Origin of the sequence: Nocardia sp. CDC159, from assembly GCF_023740735.1 — a bacterium.
GTDB classification, from domain to species: Bacteria; Actinomycetota; Actinomycetes; order Mycobacteriales; family Mycobacteriaceae; genus Nocardia; species Nocardia pulmonis.
This window is the reverse complement of the sequence record NZ_JAMRXH010000017.1, coordinates 85,506-112,178: the sequence shown is the minus strand read 5'-3', so window position 1 is coordinate 112,178 and position 26,673 is coordinate 85,506. Positions and strand designations below refer to the sequence as shown.

Genomic DNA, 26,673 nt, shown 5'->3' with positions numbered 1-26,673 from the left:
CCTTGCCCGCGACGACGCCCCTGATGTCTCCTAGCTATTAATCAGCAATCGCACTTCGGCTGCGGTTCCGGGAGAAAGCGGGGATCTCATGCGTGTTCGGACCATTGCCCTCACCACCATGCTCACCGGCGTCGCCGCGGCCGCCCTCATCGGGGCCGGCACGGCCGGTGCGGCCGCCCCGGTCGCTTATCCGCAGGCCGGGGCGGTCGGCCTCGAGCTGAGCACGGCCGAGACCCAGGCCTTCGCCAACGGCCCGGTGCCCGCCCTCATCGACCACTATCTGCCCGGCGACAATGTCGCCGTCGGCATCCGCCCGGATTCCCAGCTACCGCGCATTGGCACTGGCGTCATGGCCTCCATGCGCGATATCGCCGGAGAAGCAGCAGGACACCCCGACGGCCACGTCTCGATCGTGATCGCCCCCGGCCCGCGTGTGGTCGTCGTGCAGCAGTGGTGAGACCACCCTCCCCAGTGCCCCTCGCCCCCGATGCCCGGCCCCTCCCTCTCCTGCAGGGGCCGCTCGCGGGGCGAGGGGCACACCTTTGTGAACAGGGGCCACTCGCCGAGAGCCCGCTCGCGGGGCGCATCGGGCGGCCTTGTTCAGGGCACCAGGACCGGCTGGGCTCCGGGTAGGACGCGGAAGTTCGCGGGTAGCAGGCCCGCCGGTTCGCCGTCGGCCGTCGCGGGCGCGCCGGGGGCGGCCAGGTCGATCCCGGTCGCCCGGAACTGCCGCAGCGCGGGGTGATCGACCCGTTTCCCGGACGAGAGGACGGGTAACAGGCGCAGCATCTCGAGGCGAGACATCGCACCGACCACCGTCACCTCCAGCAGGCCGTCGTCGATCACGGCATCGGGGCAGATCTGCATGCCGCCGCCATAGCTGCGCGTATTGCCGACGGCCACCATGATCGCCTCGGTCTCGACGGTCACCGGGCCGGATTCGCCCGGCACGCCGCGCAGGTCGAGGCGATAGGGCACGGCCAGACCGCTGGCGAGTTCGGCCAGGGCGGCGAGCGTGTAGCGCAGCGGACCCTTCGGATAGCGCATTCGGTTGGCGCGCAGGGTGACTCGCGCATCGAGACCCGTGCCCACCACGGTGGCGAAGTGGACGGACTCGGGCAGCCCCGCGCCGCCGAAGTGCGGTCCGGCGGTCCGCACGACGCCCAGATCGATCGTGCGGGTGTTCCCGGCCAGGACGACCTCGGCGGCCGCGAGGGGATCGCCCTCGGGCACACCGAGTTCACGGGCCAGGTCGTTGCCGGTGCCGCCCGGAATCATGCCCAGCGGCACCCCGGTTCCGGCGAGGGCCTGCAGCACGATGCAGACCAGTCCGTCACCACCCGCGCAGACCACCGCGTCCGGGCCATCGGTGTGATCGGCCAGCGAATCACGCACCAGCCGAATGGTTTCGGCCACGGTCTCGCCGCACGCATCGACCACCCGGACCCCGCGCTCGGCGAAACGCGCGCGCGCCGTGGCCGCCGCCGCGACTCCTCTCCCATGCCCGGACAGCGGATTGGTCACCAGCAGTACGGACCGAATCTGCCCACTCACGGAATCAGCTTCCCCGGGTTGAGAATTCCCGCCGGATCGACGGCCTGTTTGACCGCGCGCAGCACCCGGACCCCGACCTCGCCGATCTCCGCGCCGAGCCACGGGCGGTGATCGGCACCGATCGCGTGGTGGTGGGTGATGGTGCCGCCGGTCGCGCTGATCGCGTCGCTCGCGGCGCGTTTGGCGATCAGCCACTGGGCCAGCGGATCGTCGGCCTGCTTGGCGACGACGGTGAAGTACAGCGATGCGCCGGTCGGATAGGTGTGCGAGATATGGCACATCACCAGGGCCGGGGTGCCCTGCGCGGTGAGCGAATCGGTCAGCGCCGCGGTGACCTTCGTCTTCAGTTCCGCCAGATTCGACCAACTGGTCGCGGTTTCCAGTGTCTCGCAGAGGATTCCGACATCGAGCAGAGCGTCGCGTAGATACGGCGCGGAGAACCGGCCGTGCTCCCAGTCCCGGGCTGGCTGCTCGCCCAGTGCGGTGCCGCCCGCCGCCGCCAGCAGCGCGTTCGCCTCCGCACTGCGCGCCCGCGCATGGGCCGCCGAACCCTCGAAGGTGGTGATCGCCAGGCAGCCGCCGACGGCATTGCCGCCGACATCGCCCGCACGCGCCAGATTGAGTCCGGTCTCGGCCTCGTCGGACAGGCGCAGCACGGTGGGCGCGGCGCCGGTCTGTACGACGGTGCGCAGCGCGGCCGCGCCGGTGGCGAAGTCCGGAAACGACCAGGCTTGGTAGGCAACGGTTTCCGGTGTCGGATGCACCCGCAGCGTCACCTCGGTGATGACGCCGAGCGTGCCCTCCGATCCGGCGAACAGTTCACGCAGATCCGGTCCGGCGGCCGAGGCCGGGGCGCGGCCGAGTTCGACCGTGCCGCTCGGGGTGGCGATGCGCAAACGCTGGATCATGTCGTCGAATCGCCCGTATCCGACCGAGGCCTGACCGGACGAGCGGGTCGCTGCGAAGCCACCGATACTGGCGAATTCGAAGCTCTGCGGGAAGTGGCCCAGCGAAAGTCCGTGCGCGCCCAGCAATTTCTCCGCCTGCGGGCCGGTCACGCCCGCGCCGAGGGTGGCGGTGAGGCTGATCGGATCGACGTCCACGAGGGCGTCCAACCGTCGCAGGTCCAGGGCGATGACCGCGCCGAACCGACCGCGGGCCGGATCCACGCCGCCGACCACGCTGGTGCCGCCGCCGAACGGCACGACCGCGATGCCTCGCTCGGCGCAGGCGGCGAGCACCGCGAGCACCTGCTCGTGATCGGCGGGGAAGACGACGGCATCGGGTGCGTCCTGCGGCCCCTCGGCACGGCGGCGCAGCAGATCGGGAGTGCTCTTGCCGCCCGCGCGCAGCAGCCGGTCCCGGTGCTCGCTCGACACGAATTCGGCGCCGACCACGGCCGACAGCGCCGCGAGTTGCTCCCCGGTCAGCGCGCGGGGGCGCAGCGGCACATCGTCCGCGGCACGGCGGGCCACCGGTTCACCGGACACCCCGAACACCTGCGCCAGCAACGTGCGGATCTTTTCCGGGAGCGGCGCGTGTCCGGACGGGACGCCCCAGGCGTCCCACACCATATTCGGGCGCTCGCCCGGTGTCGCGGCGGCGGACGTCGCCTCTCGTGTGTCGACCATGCGTTACAGTGTGACATAGAATGTCAAGCAGTAACGAGGAGGGATCGGTGATGTCCGCGATCGAGGCACCCGACGCCGACGACGAGATGTCCGCGACGGATCTGGCGATCCTGGATGCCGCGCGCGCCTGCGTCGAGGAGTTCGGGGTGCGCCGCACCACGCTCACCGAGGTCGCCCGCCGCGCCGGGGTGAGCCGCCCCACCGTGTACCGCCGTTGGCCCGATACCGGCGCGCTGATCGCCGACCTGCTCGTCCGGGAGATGCGCACCATCGTCGCCCGCACCGTCCCCCCGCACGGCCCCGCACGGCAACGCCTGGTGGACGGCATCGTCGCCGGTGCCGCCACCCTGCGCTCGAACCCCCTGTTCACCAAGATCTTCCGCACCGACACCGACCTCATGCTGACCTACGTCTTCGGCCGCCTGGGCCGCAACCAGCGCGAACTGATCCGCCTGTTCACCACCCTCATCCGCGAGGGCCAGCACGACGGCTCCATCCGCCCCGGCAACCCCGACCACCTGGCCACCATGCTCCTGCTCATAGCCCAATCCGCAGTCCAATCCGCCGGAACGGTCGCCCCCCTCCTCCCCGCCCCCCACCTCGACACCGAACTGACCCAAGCCCTCAACGGCTACCTGCTCCCCACCCCGAAACCCCACCTCTCATGACCACTTGCGATGGGAACTCGAAAATGATCGATTCGGCGTTGAACGCGGCACGGCGGGAGCGGGAGCTGCGGGCGTTGGGGGATGGGGGGATCATCGACGTCCTGGTGATCGGCGGTGGGATCACCGGTGCGGGGGTGGCCTTGGATGCTGCTGCTCGCGGATTGCGGACGGTGTTGGTGGAGAAGCACGACCTCGCCTTCGGGACCAGTCGGTGGAGTTCGAAGCTGGTGCACGGGGGGCTGCGGTATCTGGCCTCCGGTGGGGTGGGGATCGCGCACGAGAGCGCGGTCGAGCGGAATGTGTTGTTGACCAGGACCGCGCCGCATTTGACTCGGGCGATTCCGCAGCTGGTGCCGTTGCTGCCGAATGTGGGGGCGGCGCAGCGGGTGCTGGTGCGGGCCGGGTTCGCGGCCGGGGATGTGTTGCGGCGCGGCGCGGGAACGTCGGCGGCGGTGCTGCCGCGCTCGCGACGGGTGGCGGCGGCCGAGGTGTTGCGACTGGCTCCGACGTTGCGGCGCGACGGATTACGCGGTGGGCTGCTGGCCTGGGATGGACAGTTGGTCGACGATGCGCGCCTGGTGGTGGCGATCGCCCGCACCGCGGCGGCGTACGGGGCGAGCGTGCTGACGCGGGTGGAGGCGACCCGGGTCTCCGGCGAGTCAGCGGTGCTGCGCGACACACTGTCCGGCGAAACCCTCACCGTGCGTGCGCGTTCGGTGATCAATGCCGCGGGCGTGTGGGCCGATCGGGTCGACCCCAGTATCGAGCTGCGCCCCAGCCGCGGCACCCACCTGGTCTTCGACGCGGCCGCGTTCGGCGGACTGTCCGCCTCGCTGACCGTCCCGATTCCGGGCAGCACCAGCCGCTTCGTCTTCGCCTTCCCGGCCGCACACGGGCGGGTCTACCTCGGCCTGACCGATGAGGACGCCCCCGGCCCGGTGCCCGACGAGCCCGAGCCCACCGCCGCCGAGATCGACTTCCTGCTCGACACGGTCAATACCGTCCTGCGAGAACCCCTGCGGCGCAGCGATATCCGCGGTAAATTCGCCGGTCTGCGCCCACTGCTGCGCACCGCCGACGATAGCACCGCCGACATCTCCCGCGAACACGCCGTCCTGCACGCCCCCGGCGGCCCCGTCACCATCGTGGGCGGCAAGCTCACCACCTACCGCCAGATGGCCGAGGACGCCGTCGACGCCGCAGTGACGCATGCCCACCTGCCCGCCGGACCCAGTACCACCAAGCGAATCCCCTTGGTGGGCGCGGTATCCGGTGCGGCCCGCGACCGCATCCAGGCCCCTCCCCTGCTGGTCGAACGCTACGGCAGCGAGGCGGCGGTGATCACCGCACTCGCCCAGCGCGATCCGTCCCTCGCCGAGCCGGTCGCCCCCGAGCTGGACGTTTTGCGCGCCGAATTCGCCTACGCCATCTCACACGAGGGCGCACTCGACGAATCCGACCTGCTGGACCGCCGCAGCCGCATCGGCCTGGTCGCCGACGACCGCGCCGCCGCCCTGCCCGCCGCCCGGTCCGCGGTCGCCGAACTACGCCAGCCCGAGCACTGATCCACCGCGGCCCTCCGGTCCGCGCCCAGCGAACCGCAGGGTCATCGTCCTCAGATGCTGTTGCCGCCCAACCGGAATCGCACCCCACCGGGATCGACCACGGCGGCCATGCGCCCGTACGGCGTATCCACCGGCTCCTCGTCGACCGACCCGCCCAGCGCCACCACCGTCTTCACCGCCGCGTCCACATCCTCAACCCCGAAGTAGATCTGCCACCCGCCCGGCGACCCCGCGGGCAGGAAGCCCCCGGCATCCATCACTCCACCCAGCATGGGGCTCTCGGAATGAATTGTGGTGTATCGGAATTCGGGCGCATCGGAGATGACGAACGGATCCTGCCACCCGAACGCCTCCCGATAGAAGCTCAGCGCCCGCTCGTACTCGGGAGTGTGCAACTCGAACCACGACGGATATCCGACGTGATCGCGCCACTGCCCACCACTCACCATCCCGAACGCCCCGAAGCCGGTGTGCACGCCGGGCTGCCACACCCCCACGCCCGCCCCGCTCGGATCGGCCAGCACCGCCATACTGCCAAGCTCTCCCACCGGCATCGGCGGCAACACCACCCGGCCACCGTGCTCGGCCGCGGCATCGGCAACCGCCTGGGCGTCGGGCGCGGCCAGATACACCGTCCACTGATCCGGCGACCCGTCCGCCCCGTCGTTGCGCATTCCGCCCGCCACGGCATTGCCGTCCTTGCGGAAGGTGATGTACCCGCCGAACTCCTCGGCCCGGTCGGCGGTCCAGCCGAACAGTTCCCCATAGAAGGCGACCGCTCGGTCGGTATCGCCGGTGTACAGCTCGACCCAGCAGGGATCTCCGGGCTTGAAGGTGTAGGTCATGACAACTCCTCGGGTAGCGATGAAAGCTCACCCACTCCGACGCCCCGGCCCCGCGAAACTCATCGGCCGAGTGGGTAGCGTAAGTGAACTCACCCGGCGTACGCTCCTGCCATGACGGAGTGGCAGCCCACGGCATGCATCCTGTGCGAATGCAACTGCGGGATTCAGATCCTGCTGGGCCCCGACGGCCGGTCCTTCGAGAAGATCCGCGGCGACAAGCTGCATCCCACATCGGCGGGCTACACCTGCAACAAGGCGCTGCGACTGGACCATTACCAGAACGGCCGCACCGACCGCCTCACCTCGCCGCTGCGCCGCCGCCCCGACGGCACCTTCGAGGAAATCGACTGGGACACCGCGATTTCCGAGGTCGCCGCGCGGCTGCGGGAGATCGGCCTGCGCCACGGCGGCGAGTCGATCTTCTACTACGGCGGCGGCGGTCAGGGCAATCACCTCGGCGGTGCGTACGCCACCGCGACGATGGCGGCCTTCGGCATCCGCTACCGCTCCAGCGCCCTGGCCCAGGAGAAGACCGGCGACTTCTGGGTGGGCGCGCGCATGGCCGGGCACCCCGTGCGCGCCGATGTCGAGCACGCCGAGGTCGCCCTGTTCGTGGGCAAGAATCCCTATCAGTCGCACGGCTTTCCGCGCGCCCGCACGGTGCTCAAGGAGATCGCTCGCGACCCGAACCGCTCGATGATCGTCCTGGACCCGGTCCGCACCGAGACCGCCGAACTGGCCGACTTCCATCTGCAACTGCGCCCGGGCACCGATATCTACCTGCTCACCGCGATGGCCGCGATCCTGGTGCGCGACAACCTGATCGACCACGACTGGCTCGCCGAGCACGCCCTGGGCGTCGACGAGGTGCTGGCCGTGCTGCGCGCGGTCCCGATCGAAAGGTACTGCGCCATCGCCGATGTGCGGCTCGACCTGGTCACCGCCGCCACCCACCGCCTCGGCCGCGCCGCCTCGGTGGCCGCGCTCGAGGATCTGGGCGTGCAGATGAACCGTTACTCCACGGTCGTCAGCTATGCCGAGAAGCTGGTGTGGCTGCTCACCGGCAATATCGGCAAGCCGGGCACCCAGTACGCCTTCACCGGCCTGTCCAATCTGGGCTTCGATCGCGGCCACCCGGCGGGTGCGGGGCCGCGCAGCCCGGTCGTCGGCGCGCCGATCGTCAGCGGGCTGGTGCCGTGCAATGTGATCACCGAGGAGATCCTCACCGACCACCCCGCCCGCTACCGCGCGATGTTCGTCGAGAGCGCCAATCCGGCGCACTCCCTTGCCGATTCGGCCCGCATGCGCGAGGCGTTGGCGGCGCTCGAACTCGTGGTCGTGGTCGATGTGGCCATGACCGAGACCGCCCGGCTGGCCGACTACGTCCTGCCCGCAGCGACTCAGTTCGAGAAGTACGAGGCGACATTCTTCAATTTCGACTTCCCGCGCAACATCTTCCACCTGCGCCACCCGGTGCTGCCCCCGCCCCCGGGCGTGCTGGCCGAACCGGAGATTCACGCCCGGCTGGTGGAGGCAACCGGCGCACTCACCGAGGACGATTACGCCCCGCTGCGCGCGGCACTGTCCCGGGGCCGCGAGACCTTCGCCACGGCCTTCCTCGGTGTGCTGGCCGATCGGAACAAGGCCAAACTCGCCCCGGTGCTGCTCTACCGCACGCTCGGCCCGACCCTGCCCGACGGCGCGGACGCGGCGGCCATGCTCTGGGCGGCCGCCCACAACTGCGTGCGCCGCTTCCCGCACAGCGTCGAAAGGGCCGGATACGGAACGGGTCTCGCCGCGGCAGAGGCTCTGTTCGAGGCGATCCTGACCGGCGAACACGGCGTGGTGATCACCGAGGACGACTACGACGAGACCTGGAAGCGCCTGCGCGACAGCAAGGTTCAGCTGCACATCCCCGAACTGCTCCAGGTGATCGCCACCCTCCCCGATGCCGACGACGACCCCGCCGAATGGCCGTACGTCCTCGCCGCGGGTGAGCGCCGCGCCTTCACCGCCAACACCATCATGCGAGATCCGCAGTGGCGCAAGCGCGACAGCGGCGGCGCGCTGCGCATCAGCACGACCGACGCCCGGCGCCTCGGCCTCGCCGCGGGCGACCGCGTCCGCCTGACCACCCGCCGCGGCAGCACCGAGGTCACCGTCGAGCCCACCGACCGCATGCGCTCGGGTCACCTGTCCCTGCCGAACGGACTCGGCCTGACCGTCACCGCCCCCGACGGCGCCACCGTCACCACCGGCGTCGCCCCCAACGAGCTCACCGCCTTCGACTCCCGCGACGAATGGGTCGGCACGCCGTGGCACAAGTACGTCCCGGCCCGGATCGATACCGTGAACGCATGAAACGCACCACGTTCGCGAACTGGCCCTGCTCGGTCGCCCGCACCGTCGACCTCGTCGGCGACTGGTGGACGCCGTTGATCCTGCGCGAGGCGTACTACGGCACCACGCGTTTCGACGATTTCGAGCGGGGGCTCGGACTGAGCCGCAATGTGCTGAGCCAACGGCTGAATCGCCTCGTCGAGGAGGACATGCTGGCGAAGGTGCGCTATCAGGACCGCCCGGCCCGTTACGAATACCGGCTCACCGAGAAGGGGGTCGACTTCTTCCCGGTGCTGGCCGCGATCATGCGCTGGGGCGACCGCTGGCTGGCCTCCGAATCCGGCGCGCCGGTCGTGCTGCACCACACCGCCTGCGACCACGACACCCACGCCGAAGTGGTGTGCGCCCACTGCCGCGAGCCGCTGCGCCACGCGGATATGTCGGCGCGGCTGGGGCCCGGCTTCCCCGCGCGATGGCGCGAAAGCGCCCTGGCCCTGGAGCGTTTCACCGAATAAAGGGGCCGAAGACTCAGTCCTCCCGGGCCTCGAGCTTGGGTACCAGGCGCTCGAGCATGCCCTCGAGCAGGAGTTCCTCCTCGCCGGTGAGCTCGGCGAGCGCCTTGTAGGTCCGCACCTGCGCCGCGCGGATGCCGTCGGCCAGCGCGCGGCCCTCCTCGGTCGCCGCCAGATACTTCACCCGCCGATCCGACGGATTCACCGTGCGCCGCACCAGCCCGCGCGCCTCCATGCGATCGGCCACACCGGTCAGATTCGACGGATCACAGGCCAGCTGCGCCGCCAGCGCGCGCATCGGCTGCTCCCCCGGCGGCTCGTTCAGCGCCAACAGCAGCTTGGCCTGGGTCAACGTGAGCCCGTGCCCCTCGGCCGCGGTGAGGAAGTCGTGCATGTACGCCGTGACGAATCGGGCAATCAACAATGCCAATGCGCTCTGGGTTGTGGCCGGGCTCATAGCGGCGATCCTACCTCCACGATTGACAGCGCTTATCTTTGAAGCCTTAGATACTTGAATACTTCAAACTTATCAGCGCTCAAGCATCTGGAGGTGTCCGTGACGGAGCGAAAGGGCTCGCTACTGACCGGCGTCCTGGCATTCGCGGCGATGATCGTGACGGTGATGCAGACCCAGGCCGTGCCGATCCTGGGCCTGATCGCCACCAAGCTGCACGTTTCCACCACGTCGGTGAGTTGGGTGACCACCGCGACGCTGCTCTCGGCCGCGGTCTGCACGCCGCTGCTCGGCCGCATCGGCGATCTCTACGGCAAGAAGCCCACCCTGCTGGCCGTGCTGGTGGTGGCCGCGATCGGCTCGACCGTCTCGGCGCTGGCCGATTCGCTGGGCGTGCTGCTGGTCGGCCGTGCGCTGCAGGGCGTGGCGACCGCGATCTTCCCGCTCGCGCTGGCCATGCTGCGCGAGGAGATTCCGCACGCGCGCCTGCACAACGCGATGGCGATCGTCAGCGGCACCCTCGGCTTCGGCGGCGGCCTGGGCCTGGTGGCCACCGGCCTGCTGACCAAGGGCAGCGATCCGAACTACCACATCGTGTTCTGGTTCACCGCCGTGCTGTCGGTGCTGGCGCTGATCGCGGCCGCGGTCGCGGTCCCGGCGACCGGCAAGCGGCATCCGGGCAGCGTCGACCTGCCGGGCGCGGTCGCGCTGGGCGGCTTTCTGGTGCTGCTGCTCCTGCCGATCTCGCAGGGCCACGAATGGGGCTGGACCTCGGCGGCCACCCTGGGCTGCTTCGCCGCCTCGATCGTGTTCGCTGTGGCGTGGGTGATCGTCGAGCGCAAGGTCGCCGCGCCGCTGGTGGATCTGAAGATGTTCGCCCACCGGCCGGTGCTGTTCACCAACCTGTCCGGCATGTTCATCGGTTTCGCGATGTTCCTGCTGTTCATGGGCATTTCGTATCTGGCCCAGATGCCCAAGCACGTCGCGGGTTACGGCTTCGAGGCCTCGATCCTGCGCGCCTCGGTGGAATATCTACTGCCCACCGCGCTGGCCTCGATGGTGGCCGCCCCGATCGGCGGCATCCTGGTCGGCAAGCTCGGCGGCCGCCTGGTGTTGGCCCTGGCCGGGCTGGTCGGCACGGCCGGATTCGCCTGGCTGGCCCTGTCGCACGATGGGAGCGCCTCGGTGATCTGGGGCGGTGTCGTCGTCGGCGCGGCGATCAGTCTGGCCTACGCCGCCATGCCCGCCCTGATCGCGGGCGCGGTGCCGCATCACCAGAGCGGCATCGCCAACGGCATCAACTCCATCTCGCGCACCGTCGGCAGCTCGCTGGGCAGCGCGATCATCACCACCCTGCTCACCGCCAAACTGCTGCCGCACCTCCCGCTGCCGGAGGAGGGCCAGTTCACGGTGGCGTTCTGGGTCGGCGCGGGCGCCTGCGCCGCAACGATTCTCGCCGCCCTGCTCGGCCTGCGTCCCGAGGACCGGGACTCCGAGGCCGAGGCCGAGGAGGCGGAACTGATCCCCGCGGCGGTTTAGCCGACACACAGCCGCGGAACAAGCGAAACGGGCTCGGAAACCCTGCTCTCCGAGCCCGTTTCGCTGTTGTCAGGTCGGGATGGCCCGATCGACGACGGCCTGCTTCATGACCAGCGTGGAATCGAACCGCTGCACCCTGGGCAAAACGGCCAGGGCATTATCCTCGAGTTCGGCGTAGGCCGCCGGATCGCGGGTGCGGACCCGATCAGGTCAGCGTTACCAGCTCCCGGTACTCCTCGGACCACAGGTCCTCGTCGGCATCCGGCAGGATCAACACCCGACCGGGCCGCAGCGCGTCGATCGCGCCCTCGTCGTGGGTGACCATGACGATCGCGCCCGAATAGGCGTCGATGGCCGCGAGCACCTCCGCGCGCGAGGCGGGATCGAGATTGTTGGTCGGCTCGTCCAGCAGCAGCACATTGGCCCCCGAATGCACCAGACCGGCCAGGGCCAGCCGGGTCTTCTCGCCACCGGACAGCACGCCCGCCGGTTTGTCGGCGTCGTCGGCGGTGAACAGGAACGCGCCCAAGACCTGACGTACTTCGGCGTCGCTCAGGTGCGCCGCGGCGGCGACCAGATTCGCCCGCACGGTCGCCGCCGGATCCAGCGTGTCGTGTTCCTGCGCGAAATACCCCAGCCGCAGCCCGGTTCCGGGCACGACGCGACCGCCGTCGGGGGTCTCCCGTCCCGCGAGCAAGCGCAGCAGTGTGGTCTTGCCCGCGCCGTTGTGGCCGAGAATCACCAGGCGGCTCCCGCGATCCACCGCCAGATCGACCCCATCCAGCACCCGGTGCGCGCCGTAGGACTTGGTCAAACTGATGGCTCCCAACGGTATTCGGCCGCAGGGCTGGGGGTCGGGCAGCCGGATGCGGGCCACCTTCTCCGCCCGTCGCCGCGGTTCCACCTCGGCCAGCAGCGGATCCGCGCGCCGCGCCATATTGCGCGCGGCCACCGCCGTCGACACGCGCGCCTTCATCTTCTCCGCCTGCGCGTGCAGCGCGGCCGCCTTGCGTTCGGCGTTGGCACGCTGGCGGATTCGGCGGCGCTCGTCCGCATCGCGCTGCGCCAGATGACCGTCCCAATCGGTGTTGTAGACGTCGAGGGCGGCGCGGTGCGGATCGAGCCGGAACACACGATTGACGAAGCCCGCCAGAAACGCGATGTCGTGGCTGATCACCACCAGCCCGCCCGGATACCCCTGCAGGAACGTGCGCAGCCAGCCGATCGCGTCGGCGTCGAGGTGGTTGGTGGGCTCGTCGAGCAGCAGGGTGGAACCGTTGCCGCCGAACAGGATTCGCGCCAGCTCCGCCCGGCGGCGCTGACCGCCCGACAGCGCGGCCACCGGCTGGCCGAGGACCCGGTCTGGCAGGCCGACACCGGTGGCGATGCGGGCGGCCTCCGCCTCGGCGGCGTACCCACCGCCGGACTGGAACGCGGCCTCGGCGCGGTCGTAGGCGCGCATCGCCCGCTCGAGCTCGCCCGCGTCGGCGGCCGCGGCCATGGCGGCCTCGGCGGCGCGCAGCGCGCGCACCGACGAGTCGAGCCCGCGGGCGGGCAGTATCCGATCGGCGACGTTGACCCGCGGATCCACCGCGCGCGGATCCTGGACCAGCAGGTCGACCGGGCCGGTGGCGGTGACCACTCCGGCGGCGGGGCGGTCGAGCCCGGCCAGGCAGCGCAGCAGCGTGGTCTTCCCGGCGCCGTTGCGGCCGATGAGGGCGATGCGGTCGCCGGGGGAAACGGTGAAGGTGGCGTCGGTGAGCAGTACGCGCGCGGCGACGCGCAGCTCGACACCGCGAACGGTGATCATGAGAGATGCTCCGAATCGGGCTGAGGACAGACTTCTGGCGTGGAAGCGAGGTCCGCAGCTAAGAGATTCGGTGCATCAGCATGTCGCCGATGCTAGCGGCGAACAGCCGCCTCAGCCACCGAATACATTGCACGCGCCGAGCAGGTCGATACCGCGGCCGACCGACAACTCCAGGGTCGCGGCCGGAATGTCGGGGGTCTGATTCTCCTGTACCGCGGCCAGGATATGACGGCCCTCGGTCCGCGGAATCCAGTCGATGAGCGCGTACGCCCCGCCGGATCGAGCCCAGCCGATCAGCTGTCCGTTGTCGAAGAAGGCCACCCGCCCGACCGGTTCGGTGACGGTGGCCCGCAGGGTGTAGTGGCACCCGGTGCCGTAGTTGGTCGCCGAACCGAAGGCCAGATTCGGAGTCGACGAGAGCTGGGAGACCGCGGCGTTCGCGGGCGCGGCCAGGGCGACGAGCGCCGCGCCCACCGTGCCCGCGAGAAGTCCGGCGCCAATCCTGCTGATCATGTGCATCCTCGTTCGTCCTGGTAACCGGGCCGGTGCGATCCGACGACCCGGATGTCGGCATCGATCCTCGCGCGACCGGCCGCCGATCGGGGGGAGAACCGCCCGATTGTCGGGTTTCCGACGGGAGGAGGACGATAGGGTCATGCACCGCGACGCGCCGACCCGCGACATCGACGAAACACAGGTGACCGTCACGCCGCCGAAGGACAGCGCGGCGGGCGTGACGGCCGTGACCGTGGCGCTCGAGCGCGCGGTCGAGGAGATGGGCCTGATCCGCACCGCGCGCACGCTCGCGCGGGTCAATCAGCGCCACGGCTTCGACTGTCCCGGCTGCGCCTGGCCCGAGCCGACCGGACATCGCCGCCCGGCCGAGTTCTGCGAGAACGGCGCGAAGGCCGTCGCCGAGGAGGCGACGCTGCGCACGGTCACCCCGGAGTTCTTCGCCGACCATTCGATCGAGGAGCTGGCGACCAGATCCGGGTACTGGCTCGGCCAGCAGGGTCGACTCACCCATCCGATGGTGTTGCGTCCCGGCGCCACGCACTACTCCCCCATCGGCTGGGACGAGGCCTACCGCCTCATCGCGGATACGTTGCGCGGCCTGGCCTCTCCCGACGAGGCGGTGTTCTACACCTCCGGCCGCACCGCCAACGAGACGGCGTTCCTCTACCAGCTGCTGGTCCGCAGCTTCGGCACCAACAATCTGCCGGACTGCTCCAATATGTGCCACGAATCCTCCGGCACCGCGCTGACCTCCTCGATCGGCATCGGCAAGGGTTCGGTCTCGATCGATGATTTCGCCCGGGCCGATCTGATCATCGTGGCCGGGCAGAATCCTGGGACCAACCATCCCCGCATGCTGTCGGCGCTGGGCACGGCAAAGGACAACGGCGCCAAGGTGATCGCGGTCAACCCGCTGCCGGAGACCGGGCTGATGGGTTTCCGCGATCCGCAGACGATCAAGGGCCTGACCACCGGCATCACCATTGCCGACGACTTCCTCCAGATCCGCCTCGGCGGTGATATGGCGCTGTTCCAGGGACTGGCCAGACTGCTGTTCGAGGCCGAGGACCGCGCGCCCGGCACCGTCGTCGACCGCGCCTTCGTCGACGCGCACACCGCGGGCTTCGCCGAATACGAAAAGCATATGCGCGCGGTCGATCTCGGCGTCGTCGAGCAGGCCACCGGCCTCACCCGCGAACAGCTCGCGCGGACCGCGCGGCTGCTGGCCGAATCGAGGGCCACCATCGTCTGCTGGGCGATGGGGCTGACCCAGCAGCGCCACGGCGTGGCCACCATCGAGGAGATCACCAATCTGCTGTTGCTGCGCGGCATGATCGGCAAGCCCGGCGCGGGGGTGTGCCCGGTGCGCGGCCACTCCAATGTGCAGGGCGACCGCACGATGGGCATCTGGGAGAAGATGCCCGAAACCTTCCTGGCCGCACTCGATTCCGAATTCGGCATCAACAGCCCGCGCCGCCACGGCTACGACACCGTGGCGGCCATTCGCGCGCTGCGCGACGGGCGGGCGAAGGTGTTCTTCGGCATGGGCGGCAACTTCGTCTCGGCCACTCCCGACACCGAGGTCACCGAGGCGGCGCTGCGCGGTTGCGAGCTGACCGTGCAGGTCTCCACCAAACTCAATCGCAGCCATGTCGTGCACGGGCGCACCGCGCTGATCCTGCCCACCCTCGGCCGCACCGATCTTGACGTGCAGGATGGGGTGAAACAGCAGGTGTCGGTGGAGGATTCGATGTCGATGGTGCATCTGTCGACGGGACGGCTCACCCCGGTCAGCGATCAGCTGCGCAGTGAGGTCGCGATCGTGTGCGAATTGGCGCGCGAGCTGTTCGGGCCCGATCATCCGGTGCCGTGGGAGCGGTTCCGCCGCGACTACGACGCGATCCGCGACGCCATCGCCCGGGTCGTGCCCGGCTGTGCGGACTACAACCGGAAGGTGCGCGAGCGCAACGGTTTCCAGCTGCCGCACCCGCCGCGCGATGCCCGCGAATTCCGGACCTCCACCGGGAAGGCCAATTTCGCGGTCAACGAGCTGACCTGGCTGCCGGTGCCGCCGGGGCGGCTGATCCTGCAGACGCTGCGCAGCCACGATCAGTACAACACCACGATCTACGGCCTCGACGACCGTTACCGCGGAATCCACAACGGGCGCAAGGTGGTTCTCGTGCATCCGGAGGATATCGCCGCGTTCGGTTTCGCCGAGGGCGAGCTGGTGGACCTGGTGTCGGAGTGGACCGACGGCAGCGAGCGGCGGGTGCACGGGTTCCGCCTGGTGCCGTATTCGACCCCGCGCGGCAATGCGGCCGCCTACTATCCGGAGACCAATCCGCTGGTACCGCTGGATCACGTGGCCGAGCGGTCCAATACGCCGGTGTCCAAAGCGGTCACGATTCGGCTGGAGCGGACGTCGGCGTGAGCGAGCTTGCGAGCGAACCATGGACACGGCGTGGCCTGCTCACGGCGGCACCGAGCGCCAGCGAGGTGCCGTCGTGAGCAGAGTGACCGCGCGCCGCAGGACCGTGCGCATCTCCCCCGCCGGTAACACCGAGCGACCCGACACCCTGGCGGTGGAGGAGCCGCTGGAGCTGCGGGTCGACGGACGTTCGCTGACGGTCACCATGCGCACGCCCGGCAGCGATATCGATCTGGCGCACGGATTCCTGTTGAGCGAGAACATCATCGGCTCGCGCGAGGACATCGTCTCCGCCCGCTATTGCGCGGGCACCGATGCCGACGGCCAGAACACCTACAACGTGCTCGACATCCAATTGCGCACACCCACTCCGATTCTCGGGCGGAATTTCCTCACTACCAGCGCCTGCGGACTGTGCGGGAAGACCGCGCTGGACGAGGTGCGCACGCGGACGCGGTTTCCGATTCCGGCGGAGGGGCCGCTGGTCGATGCGGAGATCCTGGCCAGCCTGCCGGATCTGTTGCGTTCGCGCCAAAGCGTTTTCGATGCCACCGGGGGCCTGCACGCGGCCGGGCTGTTCGCCGCCGATGGTTCGGTGCTGGCGGTGCGCGAGGATGTCGGGCGGCACAACGCCGTGGACAAGGTGATCGGCTGGGCGCTGCGGGAGAGCCGGATTCCGGCCCACGATCTCGTGCTCGTCGTCAGCGGACGCGCGTCGTTCGAGCTGGTGCAGAAGGCGGTCATGGCGGGCATCCCGATCCTGGGGGCGGTCTCCGCGCCGAGCTCGCTGGCCGTCGATCTGGCCGTCGAATCCGGGCTCACCCTGGCCGGATTCGTGCGCGGGGAGACCATGAACGTCTATTGCGCGGCCCATCGCCTGAAGATCCGTTGAACCGAGTTCCGTGAACGCTTGTTCACAGACACTGGTCGACTTACCGTAACTGCTACCGGACTGCGACGGCGAACGGGAGAACCCGATGCGAATCTCGGTGCAACGTGCGGGCGACAACCTGCGGGTGCGGATGCGGCTGGACGTGAACCGGCGGCGGTGGCTGATCACCCAGATCTGCCTCGGTGCGCTGGTGGCGATCGGGCTGTTCACCGGCCTGTGGGCCGCGCTCGCGCCGGAATCCTGGTATCGGAGCTTCCCCGGATTCGGGCTGACCTGGGTGTCGGTGGACGGGCCCTACAACCATCATCTCGCCACCGATGTGGGCGCGTTCTTCCTCGGCCTCACGGCCGTGACCGCCGCCGCGCTCTACTACGGCGACAGCCTGCTGGCCCGGGTCGCCGGGCTGGGCTGGCTGGTCTTCGGCACCATCCACCTGATCTACCACGTCGCGCACAAGCCCGGCGAAATGCCGACCGGCAGCTACGTTCTCAGCCTGCTGTCGGTGGTCCTGCTGCCCGCCCTCGGCCTGGCCGCGCTGCTGGCAGCGCCTCGCGAACGAATCCGACTCCGTGACCCCGCACCGATGACTTTCCGTCTGCCGCGCCGTCGTAACAGGTGAGACTCCGAGGGCGATGAGCAGACATCGGACGAAGGTTCAACGGCGAACCACGGAAGGTCAACGACGACCTTCGACAGCGGGCGCGACTGGGGGCATCGGTCGTCACCGGGTCCGATGAGAGAGCTCGGGGGGGCGTCACCGCGGGGTGGCGCTCTCGCCGACGACCTCCTCGCGAGGGAGCGCGGCGAGGATGGACAGGGCGTTGAGAAAGCCGCGGCGGTCGGCGGCGCTGAGCCGATCCAGTAGCTTCTCCTCCCTGGCCTGAATATCGGCCTGCACAGCGTCGCGCAGCGCCCGCCCCGCCGGAGTCAACGCGAGCAGCCGGGCCCGTCGATCGGCCGGGTCGGGCCGGCGCTCGATCAATCCCCGCTCCTGCAGATCGTCCAGCACCGGAATGATCCGCGTCTTGTCGGCCCCGATCTCCTCGGCCAGCACCCCCTGCCCCCGCGCGGTCCCCCGCCCGAGCGCCGACAACACCGCATACCCCCACATGCTCACCCCGTGCTCCGCCAGCACCGGCCGCTCCAACGCCATCAACGCCCGCGCCAACGGCACGATCATCGCCGCCAAATCCGGCCGCTCCGTCTTCGCCATGCGATCAACTTACGTCCCCGGCTCCCCTCCAAACGCATGCCGGGCCGCAGAGCAACCGGCGCTCGCCGCAACTCCCGCGAATTCAGTTGGGCCACTGCGGCGATCGCCCCAGCGCTGCCAGAATGCGGTCCAGGGCGGTGGCCGACTCGCCAGCCCGCACGGCGGGAGCGAAGGGCGCACCCGGAGCCAGGCGCACCTCGTTGTCCGGGACCGCCAGGGCGATCTCCAGCGCGGGCTCGGCGAGGTCGTCGGCCAGGTGGTAGTCGAAACCGAGCGTCCGGGCCACATCCCAGCCGTGCACCACGTAGTCGATGAAGTGAAACCCGATGGCCTGCTGGCCGGGAACGGTGACATCCGGCCCGAATTCGGCCATGGCGAAATCCCGTTCCGGCACTCCCTTCTCGGTGAACGCGGCGAGGACGTCGGCGGCGGCATCCCGGTAGTCCGCGATCGGATCGTCGGCGAGCGGGGCAGGCTGCCAGACCGCCGGATCGCCGCCGCGCCCGCGAGCGGCCGCCGCGAAGCCGCGATGCTGGACGGTCATATGCGCCAACAGGTCCGAAAGCTTCCAGGCCGCGCACGGCGTGGGGCGATCCAGATCATCGGCGGTCACCCGGGACACGATCTCGGCGCTGTAGTCCACCGCTCGGCGGTTGCATTCCCGTATATCAGTCATGCTCGAAATCGTAAGCGATCGCAGATCGTATGTCCATGCTTATTATCAGCAGGCGCAAACGTGTGGCCACCACCACATCCGAAACTCGGGCACGCCGGTTTACCGCGATCCCCCAGCGGAACTAGAGATAATGTGCGCCGTCAGCGCTGCCGGACCACAGAAAGACAGCGGGCCCGGGAGAAAACTCCCGGGCCCGCTGTGCTGTCCGAATGCGACTAGGCCGACTTCTCGCGCCGCTCGGTGCGCTGCACCGGCTTGCGCGGAACGATCGTCGGCAGCACATTGTCGTTCACCGTATCGGCATTGACGACCACCTTGGCGACATCGTCGCGGCTGGGGATGTCGTACATCACCGGCAACAGAACCTCTTCCATGATGGCGCGCAGGCCACGAGCGCCGGTGCCGCGCAGAATCGCCTGGTCGGCAACGGCTTCCAGGGCGTCGGTGGTGAATTCCAGTTCGACGCCGTCCATTTCGAACAGGCGGACGTACTGCTTCACCAACGCGTTCTTCGGCTCGGACAGGATGCGCACCAGCGATTCCTTGTCGAGATTGGTCACCGAGGCCACGATCGGCAGGCGACCGATGAACTCGGGAATCAGGCCGTACTTGATCAGATCTTCCGGCATCACGTCGGCGAAGTGGTCGGTCGTGTCGATCTCGGCCTTCGAGCGCACCTCCGCGCCGAACCCGATGCCGCGCTTGCCGACCCGGTCCTGCACGATCTTCTCCAGACCCGCGAACGCGCCCGCCACGATGAACAGCACGTTGGTGGTGTCGATCTGGATGAACTCCTGATGCGGATGCTTGCGCCCGCCCTGCGGCGGCACGCTCGCCTGGGTGCCCTCCAGGATCTTCAGCAGCGCCTGCTGCACGCCCTCGCCGGAGACGTCGCGGGTGATCGACGGGTTCTCGCTCTTGCGGGCGATCTTGTCGACCTCGTCGATGTAGATGATGCCGGTCTCGGCGCGCTTGACGTCGTAGTCGGCGGCCTGAATCAGCTTGAGCAGGATGTTCTCGACATCCTCACCGACATAACCCGCCTCGGTGAGGGCGGTGGCGTCGGCGATGGCGAACGGCACGTTCAGCATCTTCGCCAGCGTCTGCGCCAGATACGTCTTACCGCAGCCGGTGGGTCCCAGCATCAGAATGTTCGACTTGGTCAGCTCGACCGGCTCCCCGCGGCCGTCGCGACCCTTGTCGCCCGCCTGAATGCGCTTGTAGTGGTTGTATACGGCCACGGCGAGGGTCCGCTTGGCGGTGTCCTGGCCGATCACGTACTGCTCGAGGAACTCCCGAATCTCTGCGGGCTTGGGCAGCTCATCGAGTTTGACCTCGCTGGACTCGGCCAGCTCCTCCTCGATGATCTCGTTGCACAGATCGATGCACTCGTCGCAGATGTATACACCCGGTCCCGCAATGAGCTTCTTGACCTGCTTCTGGCTCTTTCCGCAGAACGAGCATTTGAGCAGATCGCCGCCATCACCGATGCGCGCCATCTCGTGGGTCCCTACTTCCTTGTCCGCGTGCAACCGTCTGTCTCGGAAGCCGACAAGCCGCCTTCGAACTACGCTACCCGCCCTACAACGATCGGTGTCGTGCGCCGATCGGATTTTTCGGGGATTCCGGCAGTTTTGTCCTCAGGTCCTTCGACCGTGCCGACAACCATGAGCAAAGGTCCCTCTAGTGACCGTACCCGGTAGACGCGATACAGGTCGACAACTTGGGGCACGTTTCTCACTCCGGGCGTGCCTTCCGCCGCCGAGACGACGGAAGGCCGCCACGCTCACTTCTTCTGGGCGCTCAGCTTCCGGTAGTCGAACACGGTATCGATGATCCCGTATTCCTTGGCCTCCTCGGCGGTGAGGATCTTGTCGCGATCGGTGTCCTTGCGGATCGTGTCGGCGTCCTTACCGGTGTGCCGGGCCAGGGTGGTCTCCATCTGGCGGCGCATGCGCTCGATCTCGGCGGCCTGGATCTCCAGGTCGGAGACCTGGCCCTGAATGCCACCCTCCAGCGAGGGCTGGTGGATCAGCACGCGGGCGTTGGGCAGGCAGGCGCGCTTGCCGGGGGTACCCGCGGCCAGCAGCACCGCGGCGGCGGAGGCGGCCTGGCCCAGGCAGACGGTCGCGACGTCGGCGCGCACGTACTGCATGGTGTCGTAGATGGCCATCAGCGCGGTGAACGAGCCGCCGGGGGAGTTGATGTACATCGTGATGTCACGGTCGGGATCCAACGACTCGAGCACCAGCAGCTGGGCCATGATGTCGTTGGCCGAGGTGTCGTCCACCGTCGCGCCGAGGAAGATGATGCGCTCCTCGAACAGCTTGTTGTACGGGTTGGACTCCTTGACACCGAAGCTGGAGTGTTCGATGAACGACGGCAGGATGTAGCGCGCCTGCGGACCGGCCGGCGCGACACCGGACAGCCCGGCGCGGGGATCGAAATGAGTCATCTTCGTCTCCAAAGGTCTCGAAGTCGGTGAGCTAGTTGGCGGTGCCGTTGGCCTGGCGGGCGTGGGTGATCACGCTGTCGATGAAGCCGTACTCGAGGGCTTCCTTCGCGGTGAACCACCGGTCGCGGTCGGCGTCGGCGGTCACCTGCTCGACCGACTTGCCCGTGTGCAGCGCCTGCAGCTCGTTGAGCTCGCGCTTGGTGTGCGCGAACTGCTCGGCCATGATCGCGATGTCGGCGGCCGAGCCACCGATGCCCGCGGAGGGCTGATGCATCATGATTCGCGCGTGCGGCAGGGCGAAGCGCTTGCCCTTGGCGCCCGCGGTGAGCAGGAACTGGCCCATCGAGGCGGCCAGGCCCAGGCCGTAGGTGGCAACGTCCGGCTCGACCAGCTGCATCGTGTCGTAGATCGCCATGCCCGCGGTCACCGAGCCGCCGGGCGAGTTGATGTACAGCGAGATGTCGCGAGTCGGATCCTCGGCCGCCAGGAGCAGGAGCTGGGCGCACAGCTTGTTGGCGATATCGTCGTCGACCTGTGTACCCAGGAAGATGATGCGGTCGCGCAGCAGGCGCTCGAACACGGAGTCACTGAGGTTGAGACCAGCGGTCGCGGATGTCATGACCGGCCCTGCCTGATTGATTGTCACGGATACCTGCCCTCTCTCACCGGCTCGGTGCTAGCTAGCACGGCCATTTCTGATTCGCTGACACAAACCCTAACGAAGCAGGGCGGCACCGAACTCCCGGTACCGCCCTCCTTCGCTCACAGCGCAAATTTCGCAATCACCAAAGGACATTCGCGCTGCTGTTGCATGTAATTACTCGGCGCTCGCCGCGGCGGGCTGCTCCTCGGAGCCCTCCTCGTCCGGGCTGCCGAACATCTCGGTGGTGTCGACCGCGTTGCCCGCGGTGTCGGTCACCTTGGCCTGGCCGACCACGGTCGCCAGCGCCTTGCCGCGGCGCACGTCGGCGAAGATCGCACCCAACTGACCGGCCTGCTGGACCTGCTGGATGAACTGCTCCGGCGACAGGCCGTAGCGCTGCGACTGGAACAGGATGCGCTCGGTGAGCTCGTCCTGGCCGACCTGGGTGTTCTCCTTCTCGGCGATGGCGTCGAGCAGCAGCTGGGTCTTGACCGACTTCTCGGCCGACTCCTTGGCGTCGGAGTCGAACTCCTCGCGCGAGGAGCCCTGCGCCGCCAGCGCCTCGGCGAACTTCGCCTCGTCGTGGTCGAAGCCGTGCACCGCGTCGTGGGTCACCGCGTCGACCTCGGCCTGCACCGCGCCCTCGGGCAGCGGCACCTCGGTCTTCTCCAGCAGCGCCTCGAGCACCTTGTCGCGGATCTCGCCCGCCTGCTGCACCTTCTTGACCTGCTCCACGCGCTTGCGCAGGTCGGCCTTCAGCTCCTCGATGGTGTCGAATTCGCTTGCCATCTGGGCGAATTCGTCATCGGCCTCGGGCAGCTCGCGCTCCTTGACCGAGTTCACCTTCACGGTGATCACGGCCTCCTTGCCCGCGAACTCACCGGCGACCAGGGTCGAGGTGAAGTCCTTGGACTCCTCGGCGGTCATGCCGACCAGGGTCTCGTCCAGACCCTCGATCAGCTGGCCCGAGCCGACCTCGTGGGACAGGCCGGTGGTGGAGGCCTCGCTGACCTCCTGGCCGTCCACGGTGGCCGACAGGTCGATGGAGACGAAGTCGCCGTTCTGGACCGGGCGCTCGACGCTCTTCAGAGTGCCGAAGCGCTGGCGCAGCGACTGCAGCTGCTGCTCGATGTCGGCGTCCTCCACCGCGATCGGGTCGACGGTGACGGCGATATCGGAGTACTCCGGCAGGGTGATCTCCGGGCGGACGTCGACCTCGGCGGTGAAGGCCAGCTCCTGGCCGTCCTCGATCTTGGTGATCTCGATCTCGGGGCGGCCGATGACCTTCACATCGGCGGAGACCACGGCCTCGCTGTAGCGGGCGGGCAGCGCGTCGTTGACGACCTGCTCGAGGATCGCGCCGCGGCCCAGGCGGGCCTCCAGCAGCTTGGCCGGCGCCTTGCCCGGGCGGAAGCCGGGGATGCGCACCTGCTTGGCCAGCGCCTGATAGGCCCGGTCGAAGTCCGGCTTCAGTTCCTCGAAGGGCACCTCGACGTTGATGCGGACCCGGGTCGGGCTCAGCTGCTCGACGGTGCTCTTCACGGACATGCTCCTTGTGTTCGTTCTGACGAGTTCTCTGGTTGACGTGTTCGGTCCCCCCGATCGCATCCCGACCAGGTTAGTCGACGTCATGGGCATGGCTGCAATCGGCCGCTGCTAGCCCACCTTGACGGCATCGGTCACGAACACCAGCGTCTCGTCGGGTTTGATGCCGTTGCCGCCCTTTCCGTAGCCCAGATCCGGCGGGATGATCAGCAACCGGCGGCCGCCCTGCCGCACGCCGAGCAGGCCCTCGTCCCAGCCGCGGATGACCTGGCCCGCGCCGAGCGTGACCGGGAAGGGCTCCCCGGCGTCGAAGGAGCTGTCCAGCTTCTGCCGATCCGACCAGGTGACCAGCGTGTAGTTCATGGTCAGCTGCTGTCCGGCCACCGCGCCGGGGCCGCTGCCCTCGACGAGGTCCTTGGTGATCAGCCGCTTGGGCGGATCGCAGTCGCCGGGGATCGTGATGGTGGGCGGCTCACCGAAACCGCCGGTGGTCTTGATGTCGTCGGCCGTGCACTCGCGGCCGTGGCTCGCGGTCGGCGCGGCCGCTCCGGACACCGTTTTCGACGGCGTCGCAGCGGGTGCGGGCGAACTCTTGTCGTCACCGTTTCCGCAGGCGGTGAGGGCGACTGCGGTCGCGACGAGCACGGTCGAGCCGATGATCCGGGCCAGTGGGGTCATGCGCGGCACCCTAACGGACGCGTCTCGGTCACATCGCGCCGGTAGCGTGACTGGCAGGGCACAGGGTGGGTAGGCCCAAAGCGACGTCCTACGTGAGGAGTTCGCGGATGACCCAGTTGGCAAGTGCCGGTGGCGACACCTCGGCCGACAATGTCGGCACTCGCGGTGGCGACACCGTCGCACCGGAGCCCTATCACCTGGGCGAGGCGCCCGGCCCGCTCGACCATGATCAGCTCACCGACCTGGATGCCTGGTGGCGAGCGGCGAACTATCTGTCGGTCGGGCAGATCTATCTGATGTCCAATCCGCTGCTGCGCACGCCGCTGGCGGCCGAGCACGTCAAACCGCGGCTGCTGGGCCATTTCGGCACCGTGCCGGGGTTGAATCTGGTGTGGGCCCATGCCAATCGGGCCATCCTGGCCCGCGACCTGAACGCGGTGTTCGTCGCCGGACCCGGTCACGGCGGACCGGGGCCCAATGCCTGCGGCTGGCTCGAGGGTACGTATTCCGAGCTGTACAGCCATATACCGCGCGACGTGGAGGGGATGCGGGAGTTCTTCCGGCAGTTCTCCTTCCCCGGCGGCGTGCCCAGCCATTGCGCGCCGGAGACGCCGGGGTCGTTCCACGAGGGTGGTGAGCTCGGCTATTCGCTGCTGCACGCGTTCGGTGCGGCGCTGGACAATCCGGATCTGACGGTGTTCTGCGTGGTCGGTGACGGCGAGGCGGAGACGGGGCCGCTGGCCGGGAGCTGGCACGCGAACAAATTCCTCAATCCGGCCCGCGACGGCGCCGTGCTGCCGGTGCTGGCGCTCAACGAGTACAAGATCGCCAATCCGACGTTGCTGGCCCGCGTTCCGGAGTCCGAACTGCTGTCGCTGCTGCGCGGGTACGGCTACGACCCGATCGTGGTCGCCGGGCACGATCCGGCCGCGGTGCATCAGGCCATGGCCGCGGCGGTGGACACCTGCCTGGACCGCATCGCCGACATCCAGCGCTCGGCCCGGTCCGGCGCGGACGGCGCGCGGCCGTTCTGGCCGATGATCGTGCTGCGCACGCCGAAGGGCTGGACCTGCCCGCCCAAGGTCGACGGGGATCCGGTCGAGGGCACCTTCCGCGCCCATCAGGTGCCGCTGCCCGGGGCGCGGTCGGATGCGGCGCATCGGGCCGTGCTCGAGCAGTGGCTGCGGTCGTATCGGCCGGAGGAGTTGTTTGACGAGAACGGTTCTCCGCTTCCGCAGGTGCTACGACTCAATCCGAGCGGCGATCGGCGGATGAGTGCCAATCCGGTCGCCAACGGCGGTGCGCTGCTGCGGGATCTGCGGCTGCCCGACTGGCGCTCGTACGGGGTCGAGGTCACGGATCCGGGCGCGACCAAACATGAGGCGACCCGGGTGCTGGGCGGCTGGCTGCGCGATGTGACGAAGGCCAATCCGGACAACTTCCTCACCTTCGCCCCCGACGAGCTGGCCAGCAATCGGCTGCAGGACGTGCTGGAGGTGACCGGACGCGATTGGCAGGCCGAGGTCGGCGAGTTCGATGTGGGGCTGGATCGCCGCGGCCGGGTGATCGAGGTGCTGTCCGAGCACATGTGCCAGGGGCTGCTGGAGGGTTATCTGCTCACCGGGCGGCACGGGGTGTTCACCTGCTACGAGGCATTCATCCACATCGTGGACGCCATGTTCAATCAGCACGCGAAGTGGCTGGACGCGAGTGCGCAGGTGCCGTGGCGGCGGCCCGTGCCGAGCCTGAATTACCTGCTGTCCTCGCATGTCTGGCGGCAGGATCACAATGGATTCACCCATCAGGATCCGGGCTTTCTCGACGTGGTGTTGAACAAGAAGCCCTCGATCGTGCGGGTGTATCTGCCACCGGACGCCAACACCCTGCTGTCGACCTACGACCACTGCCTGCGCTCACGGCACTACGTGAACGTGGTGGTGGCGGGCAAACAGCCGCAACAGGATTGGCTGTCGGTGCCGGAGGCCGCCGCGCACTGCGCGCGGGGCGCGGGCCTGTGGGAGTGGGCCGGGCACAACGACGAACTGGGCACCGAGCCGGACGTGGTGCTGGCATGCGCCGGGGACGTGCCGACGCTGGAGACCCTCGCCGCGGCCGCGATCCTGCGGGAGCGGCTGCCGCAGTTGCGGATTCGGGTCGTCAATGTGGTGGATCTGATGCGGCTGCTGCCCAGCGAGGAACATCCGCACGGGCTGCCCGACCGCGAGTTCGACACGCTGTTCACCACGAACCGGCCGGTGATCTTCGCCTTCCACGGCTATCCGTGGCTGATCCATCGACTCACCTACCGGCGCACCAACCACTCCGGGCTGCATGTGCGCGGCTACAAGGAGAACGGCACCACCACAACGCCGTTCGACATGGTGATGCTCAACGATCTCGATCGCTTCCATCTGGTCATGGATGTCATCGATCGGGTGCCCGGGCTGCAGACCCGTGCGGCCGGGCTGCGGCAGGAGATGGTGGACGCCAGGTTGGCGGCGCGGGCGTGGACGCGAGAGCACGGGGAGGACATTCCGGCCGTCGCGGAGTGGACCTGGCCCTATTCGCGTAGTCGATCGTAGGGGGTGAGCGGGCGGTAGCAAGCTGGTCATACGAATTAAGAATGAACCTTCTCCACCAAAACTGTACGGACGGTTATAAGCTCCCGTCGTGCCCCTGGAGACAGGGGCATGGGTTACTTGGGGA

General features: G+C 68.8%; 23 protein-coding genes. 10 read left to right on the top strand and 13 right to left on the bottom strand.

What is annotated here, in order from left to right; translation table 11 throughout:
• Nucleotides 1-88: 88 nt before the first annotated feature.
• On the top strand, nucleotides 89-457 hold the full coding sequence (locus NDR87_RS29770; protein ID WP_251916942.1) for a hypothetical protein: 369 nt from the start codon (nucleotides 89-91) through the stop codon (nucleotides 455-457).
• Nucleotides 458-600: 143 nt separating this feature from the next.
• On the opposite strand, the gene NDR87_RS29765 is transcribed toward NDR87_RS29770, so the two are convergent.
• The gene (locus NDR87_RS29765; RefSeq protein WP_251916943.1) at nucleotides 601-1,554 is read right to left on the bottom strand and encodes a YegS/Rv2252/BmrU family lipid kinase; all 954 of its coding nucleotides are present in this window, start codon (nucleotides 1,552-1,554) and stop codon (nucleotides 601-603) included.
• Nucleotides 1,551-3,128, bottom strand: a complete 1,578-nt coding sequence (locus tag NDR87_RS29760) for an FAD-binding oxidoreductase (protein WP_251917108.1) — start codon at nucleotides 3,126-3,128, stop codon at nucleotides 1,551-1,553. The genes NDR87_RS29765 and NDR87_RS29760 overlap by 4 nt, the downstream gene beginning before the upstream one ends.
• 77 nt (nucleotides 3,129-3,205) lie before the next feature.
• On the opposite strand from NDR87_RS29760, the gene NDR87_RS29755 reads away from it, so the two are divergent.
• Both NDR87_RS29755 and NDR87_RS29750 read left to right on the top strand, forming a co-directional pair.
• Nucleotides 3,206-3,853 carry a TetR/AcrR family transcriptional regulator gene (locus NDR87_RS29755; RefSeq protein WP_251916944.1) on the top strand — a complete coding sequence of 216 codons (648 nt, stop codon included), beginning with the start codon at nucleotides 3,206-3,208 and terminating at the stop codon, nucleotides 3,851-3,853.
• A gap of 23 nt (nucleotides 3,854-3,876) precedes the next feature.
• Nucleotides 3,877-5,418 (top strand): glycerol-3-phosphate dehydrogenase/oxidase, encoded by a 1,542-nt coding sequence (locus NDR87_RS29750; RefSeq protein WP_251916945.1) that lies wholly within the window; start codon nucleotides 3,877-3,879, stop codon nucleotides 5,416-5,418.
• A 50-nt stretch (nucleotides 5,419-5,468) separates the two neighbouring features.
• Here the strand turns inward: NDR87_RS29750 and NDR87_RS29745 are convergent, their stop codons facing one another.
• Nucleotides 5,469-6,263, bottom strand: a complete 795-nt coding sequence (locus NDR87_RS29745; RefSeq protein WP_251916946.1) for a VOC family protein — start codon at nucleotides 6,261-6,263, stop codon at nucleotides 5,469-5,471.
• A 111-nt stretch (nucleotides 6,264-6,374) separates the two neighbouring features.
• Between NDR87_RS29745 and NDR87_RS29740 the strand changes: the two genes are divergently transcribed.
• A complete protein-coding gene (locus NDR87_RS29740; protein WP_251916947.1) occupies nucleotides 6,375-8,624 on the top strand; it encodes a molybdopterin-dependent oxidoreductase in 2,250 nt (749 codons plus the stop codon).
• The gene (locus NDR87_RS29735) at nucleotides 8,621-9,118 is read left to right on the top strand and encodes a helix-turn-helix domain-containing protein (protein ID WP_251916948.1); all 498 of its coding nucleotides are present in this window, start codon (nucleotides 8,621-8,623) and stop codon (nucleotides 9,116-9,118) included. The genes NDR87_RS29740 and NDR87_RS29735 overlap by 4 nt, the downstream gene beginning before the upstream one ends.
• A gap of 13 nt (nucleotides 9,119-9,131) precedes the next feature.
• Here the strand turns inward: NDR87_RS29735 and NDR87_RS29730 are convergent, their stop codons facing one another.
• Nucleotides 9,132-9,572: a MarR family winged helix-turn-helix transcriptional regulator gene (locus tag NDR87_RS29730; protein WP_251916949.1), complete on the bottom strand. Its 441-nt coding sequence runs from the start codon at nucleotides 9,570-9,572 to the stop codon at nucleotides 9,132-9,134.
• A gap of 99 nt (nucleotides 9,573-9,671) precedes the next feature.
• On the opposite strand from NDR87_RS29730, the gene NDR87_RS29725 reads away from it, so the two are divergent.
• Complete coding sequence (locus NDR87_RS29725; protein ID WP_251916950.1) at nucleotides 9,672-11,108, top strand: MFS transporter; 1,437 nt, start codon at nucleotides 9,672-9,674, stop codon at nucleotides 11,106-11,108.
• Between the two features lie 205 nt (nucleotides 11,109-11,313).
• On the opposite strand, the gene NDR87_RS29720 is transcribed toward NDR87_RS29725, so the two are convergent.
• Both NDR87_RS29720 and NDR87_RS29715 read right to left on the bottom strand, forming a co-directional pair.
• The gene (locus NDR87_RS29720) at nucleotides 11,314-12,918 is read right to left on the bottom strand and encodes an ABC-F family ATP-binding cassette domain-containing protein (RefSeq protein ID WP_251916951.1); all 1,605 of its coding nucleotides are present in this window, start codon (nucleotides 12,916-12,918) and stop codon (nucleotides 11,314-11,316) included.
• A gap of 111 nt (nucleotides 12,919-13,029) precedes the next feature.
• Nucleotides 13,030-13,431, bottom strand: coding sequence for a hypothetical protein (locus NDR87_RS29715; protein ID WP_251916952.1), 402 nt, complete (start codon nucleotides 13,429-13,431; stop codon nucleotides 13,030-13,032).
• Nucleotides 13,432-13,573: 142 nt separating this feature from the next.
• Between NDR87_RS29715 and NDR87_RS29710 the strand changes: the two genes are divergently transcribed.
• From NDR87_RS29710 to NDR87_RS29700, 3 genes are all read left to right on the top strand, one after another.
• Nucleotides 13,574-15,868, top strand: coding sequence for an FdhF/YdeP family oxidoreductase (locus NDR87_RS29710; protein WP_251916953.1), 2,295 nt, complete (start codon nucleotides 13,574-13,576; stop codon nucleotides 15,866-15,868).
• Nucleotides 15,869-15,941: 73 nt separating this feature from the next.
• Entirely contained in the window at nucleotides 15,942-16,757 is an 816-nt protein-coding gene (gene fdhD / locus NDR87_RS29705) for a formate dehydrogenase accessory sulfurtransferase FdhD (protein ID WP_251916954.1), read from the top strand.
• A gap of 85 nt (nucleotides 16,758-16,842) precedes the next feature.
• A complete protein-coding gene (locus NDR87_RS29700) occupies nucleotides 16,843-17,376 on the top strand; it encodes a hypothetical protein (protein WP_251916955.1) in 534 nt (177 codons plus the stop codon).
• Between the two features lie 135 nt (nucleotides 17,377-17,511).
• Here NDR87_RS29700 and NDR87_RS29695 read toward each other — a convergent pair whose 3' ends face one another.
• The 7 genes from NDR87_RS29695 to NDR87_RS29665 all read right to left on the bottom strand — a co-directional run bounded on the left by NDR87_RS29695 (nucleotide 17,512) and on the right by NDR87_RS29665 (nucleotide 23,967).
• Nucleotides 17,512-17,970 (bottom strand): MarR family winged helix-turn-helix transcriptional regulator, encoded by a 459-nt coding sequence (locus NDR87_RS29695; protein ID WP_251916956.1) that lies wholly within the window; start codon nucleotides 17,968-17,970, stop codon nucleotides 17,512-17,514.
• 82 nt (nucleotides 17,971-18,052) lie between these two features.
• Nucleotides 18,053-18,655: a TIGR03086 family metal-binding protein gene (locus NDR87_RS29690; RefSeq protein ID WP_372494337.1), complete on the bottom strand. Its 603-nt coding sequence runs from the start codon at nucleotides 18,653-18,655 to the stop codon at nucleotides 18,053-18,055.
• A 206-nt stretch (nucleotides 18,656-18,861) separates the two neighbouring features.
• Nucleotides 18,862-20,145, bottom strand: a complete 1,284-nt coding sequence (clpX, locus tag NDR87_RS29685; protein ID WP_251916958.1) for an ATP-dependent Clp protease ATP-binding subunit ClpX — start codon at nucleotides 20,143-20,145, stop codon at nucleotides 18,862-18,864.
• A 287-nt stretch (nucleotides 20,146-20,432) separates the two neighbouring features.
• Entirely contained in the window at nucleotides 20,433-21,101 is a 669-nt protein-coding gene (locus NDR87_RS29680; protein WP_251916959.1) for an ATP-dependent Clp protease proteolytic subunit, read from the bottom strand.
• A gap of 31 nt (nucleotides 21,102-21,132) precedes the next feature.
• Nucleotides 21,133-21,741 carry an ATP-dependent Clp protease proteolytic subunit gene (locus tag NDR87_RS29675; RefSeq protein ID WP_308212169.1) on the bottom strand — a complete coding sequence of 203 codons (609 nt, stop codon included), beginning with the start codon at nucleotides 21,739-21,741 and terminating at the stop codon, nucleotides 21,133-21,135.
• A 177-nt stretch (nucleotides 21,742-21,918) separates the two neighbouring features.
• The gene (gene tig, locus NDR87_RS29670; RefSeq protein ID WP_372494333.1) at nucleotides 21,919-23,286 is read right to left on the bottom strand and encodes a trigger factor; all 1,368 of its coding nucleotides are present in this window, start codon (nucleotides 23,284-23,286) and stop codon (nucleotides 21,919-21,921) included.
• A 114-nt stretch (nucleotides 23,287-23,400) separates the two neighbouring features.
• On the bottom strand, nucleotides 23,401-23,967 hold the full coding sequence (locus NDR87_RS29665) for an FKBP-type peptidyl-prolyl cis-trans isomerase (protein ID WP_251916962.1): 567 nt from the start codon (nucleotides 23,965-23,967) through the stop codon (nucleotides 23,401-23,403).
• A 107-nt stretch (nucleotides 23,968-24,074) separates the two neighbouring features.
• Between NDR87_RS29665 and NDR87_RS29660 the strand changes: the two genes are divergently transcribed.
• A complete protein-coding gene (locus NDR87_RS29660; protein WP_251916963.1) occupies nucleotides 24,075-26,549 on the top strand; it encodes a phosphoketolase in 2,475 nt (824 codons plus the stop codon).
• Nucleotides 26,550-26,673 lie beyond the last annotated feature (124 nt).

Bases quoted from the DNA above. Each gene is read 5' to 3' on its own strand.
- NDR87_RS29695 (WP_251916956.1), bottom strand. From the start codon at position 17,970: ATGGCGAAGACGGAGCGGCCGGATTTGGCGGCGATGATCGTGCCGTTG.
- NDR87_RS29660 (WP_251916963.1), top strand. From the start codon at position 24,075: ATGACCCAGTTGGCAAGTGCCGGTGGCGACACCTCGGCCGACAATGTC.
- NDR87_RS29700 (WP_251916955.1), top strand. From the start codon at position 16,843: ATGCGAATCTCGGTGCAACGTGCGGGCGACAACCTGCGGGTGCGGATG.
- NDR87_RS29715 (WP_251916952.1), bottom strand. From the start codon at position 13,431: ATGATCAGCAGGATTGGCGCCGGACTTCTCGCGGGCACGGTGGGCGCG.
- NDR87_RS29665 (WP_251916962.1), bottom strand. From the start codon at position 23,967: ATGACCCCACTGGCCCGGATCATCGGCTCGACCGTGCTCGTCGCGACC.
- NDR87_RS29730 (WP_251916949.1), bottom strand. From the start codon at position 9,572: ATGAGCCCGGCCACAACCCAGAGCGCATTGGCATTGTTGATTGCCCGA.
- NDR87_RS29740 (WP_251916947.1), top strand. From the start codon at position 6,375: ATGACGGAGTGGCAGCCCACGGCATGCATCCTGTGCGAATGCAACTGC.
- NDR87_RS29735 (WP_251916948.1), top strand. From the start codon at position 8,621: ATGAAACGCACCACGTTCGCGAACTGGCCCTGCTCGGTCGCCCGCACC.
- NDR87_RS29745 (WP_251916946.1), bottom strand. From the start codon at position 6,263: ATGACCTACACCTTCAAGCCCGGAGATCCCTGCTGGGTCGAGCTGTAC.
- NDR87_RS29680 (WP_251916959.1), bottom strand. From the start codon at position 21,101: ATGACTCATTTCGATCCCCGCGCCGGGCTGTCCGGTGTCGCGCCGGCC.
- clpX (WP_251916958.1), bottom strand. From the start codon at position 20,145: ATGGCGCGCATCGGTGATGGCGGCGATCTGCTCAAATGCTCGTTCTGC.
- NDR87_RS29710 (WP_251916953.1), top strand. From the start codon at position 13,574: ATGCACCGCGACGCGCCGACCCGCGACATCGACGAAACACAGGTGACC.
- NDR87_RS29755 (WP_251916944.1), top strand. From the start codon at position 3,206: ATGTCAAGCAGTAACGAGGAGGGATCGGTGATGTCCGCGATCGAGGCA.
- NDR87_RS29720 (WP_251916951.1), bottom strand. From the start codon at position 12,918: ATGATCACCGTTCGCGGTGTCGAGCTGCGCGTCGCCGCGCGCGTACTG.
- NDR87_RS29760 (WP_251917108.1), bottom strand. From the start codon at position 3,128: ATGGTGTGGGACGCCTGGGGCGTCCCGTCCGGACACGCGCCGCTCCCG.
- NDR87_RS29750 (WP_251916945.1), top strand. From the start codon at position 3,877: ATGATCGATTCGGCGTTGAACGCGGCACGGCGGGAGCGGGAGCTGCGG.
- NDR87_RS29770 (WP_251916942.1), top strand. From the start codon at position 89: ATGCGTGTTCGGACCATTGCCCTCACCACCATGCTCACCGGCGTCGCC.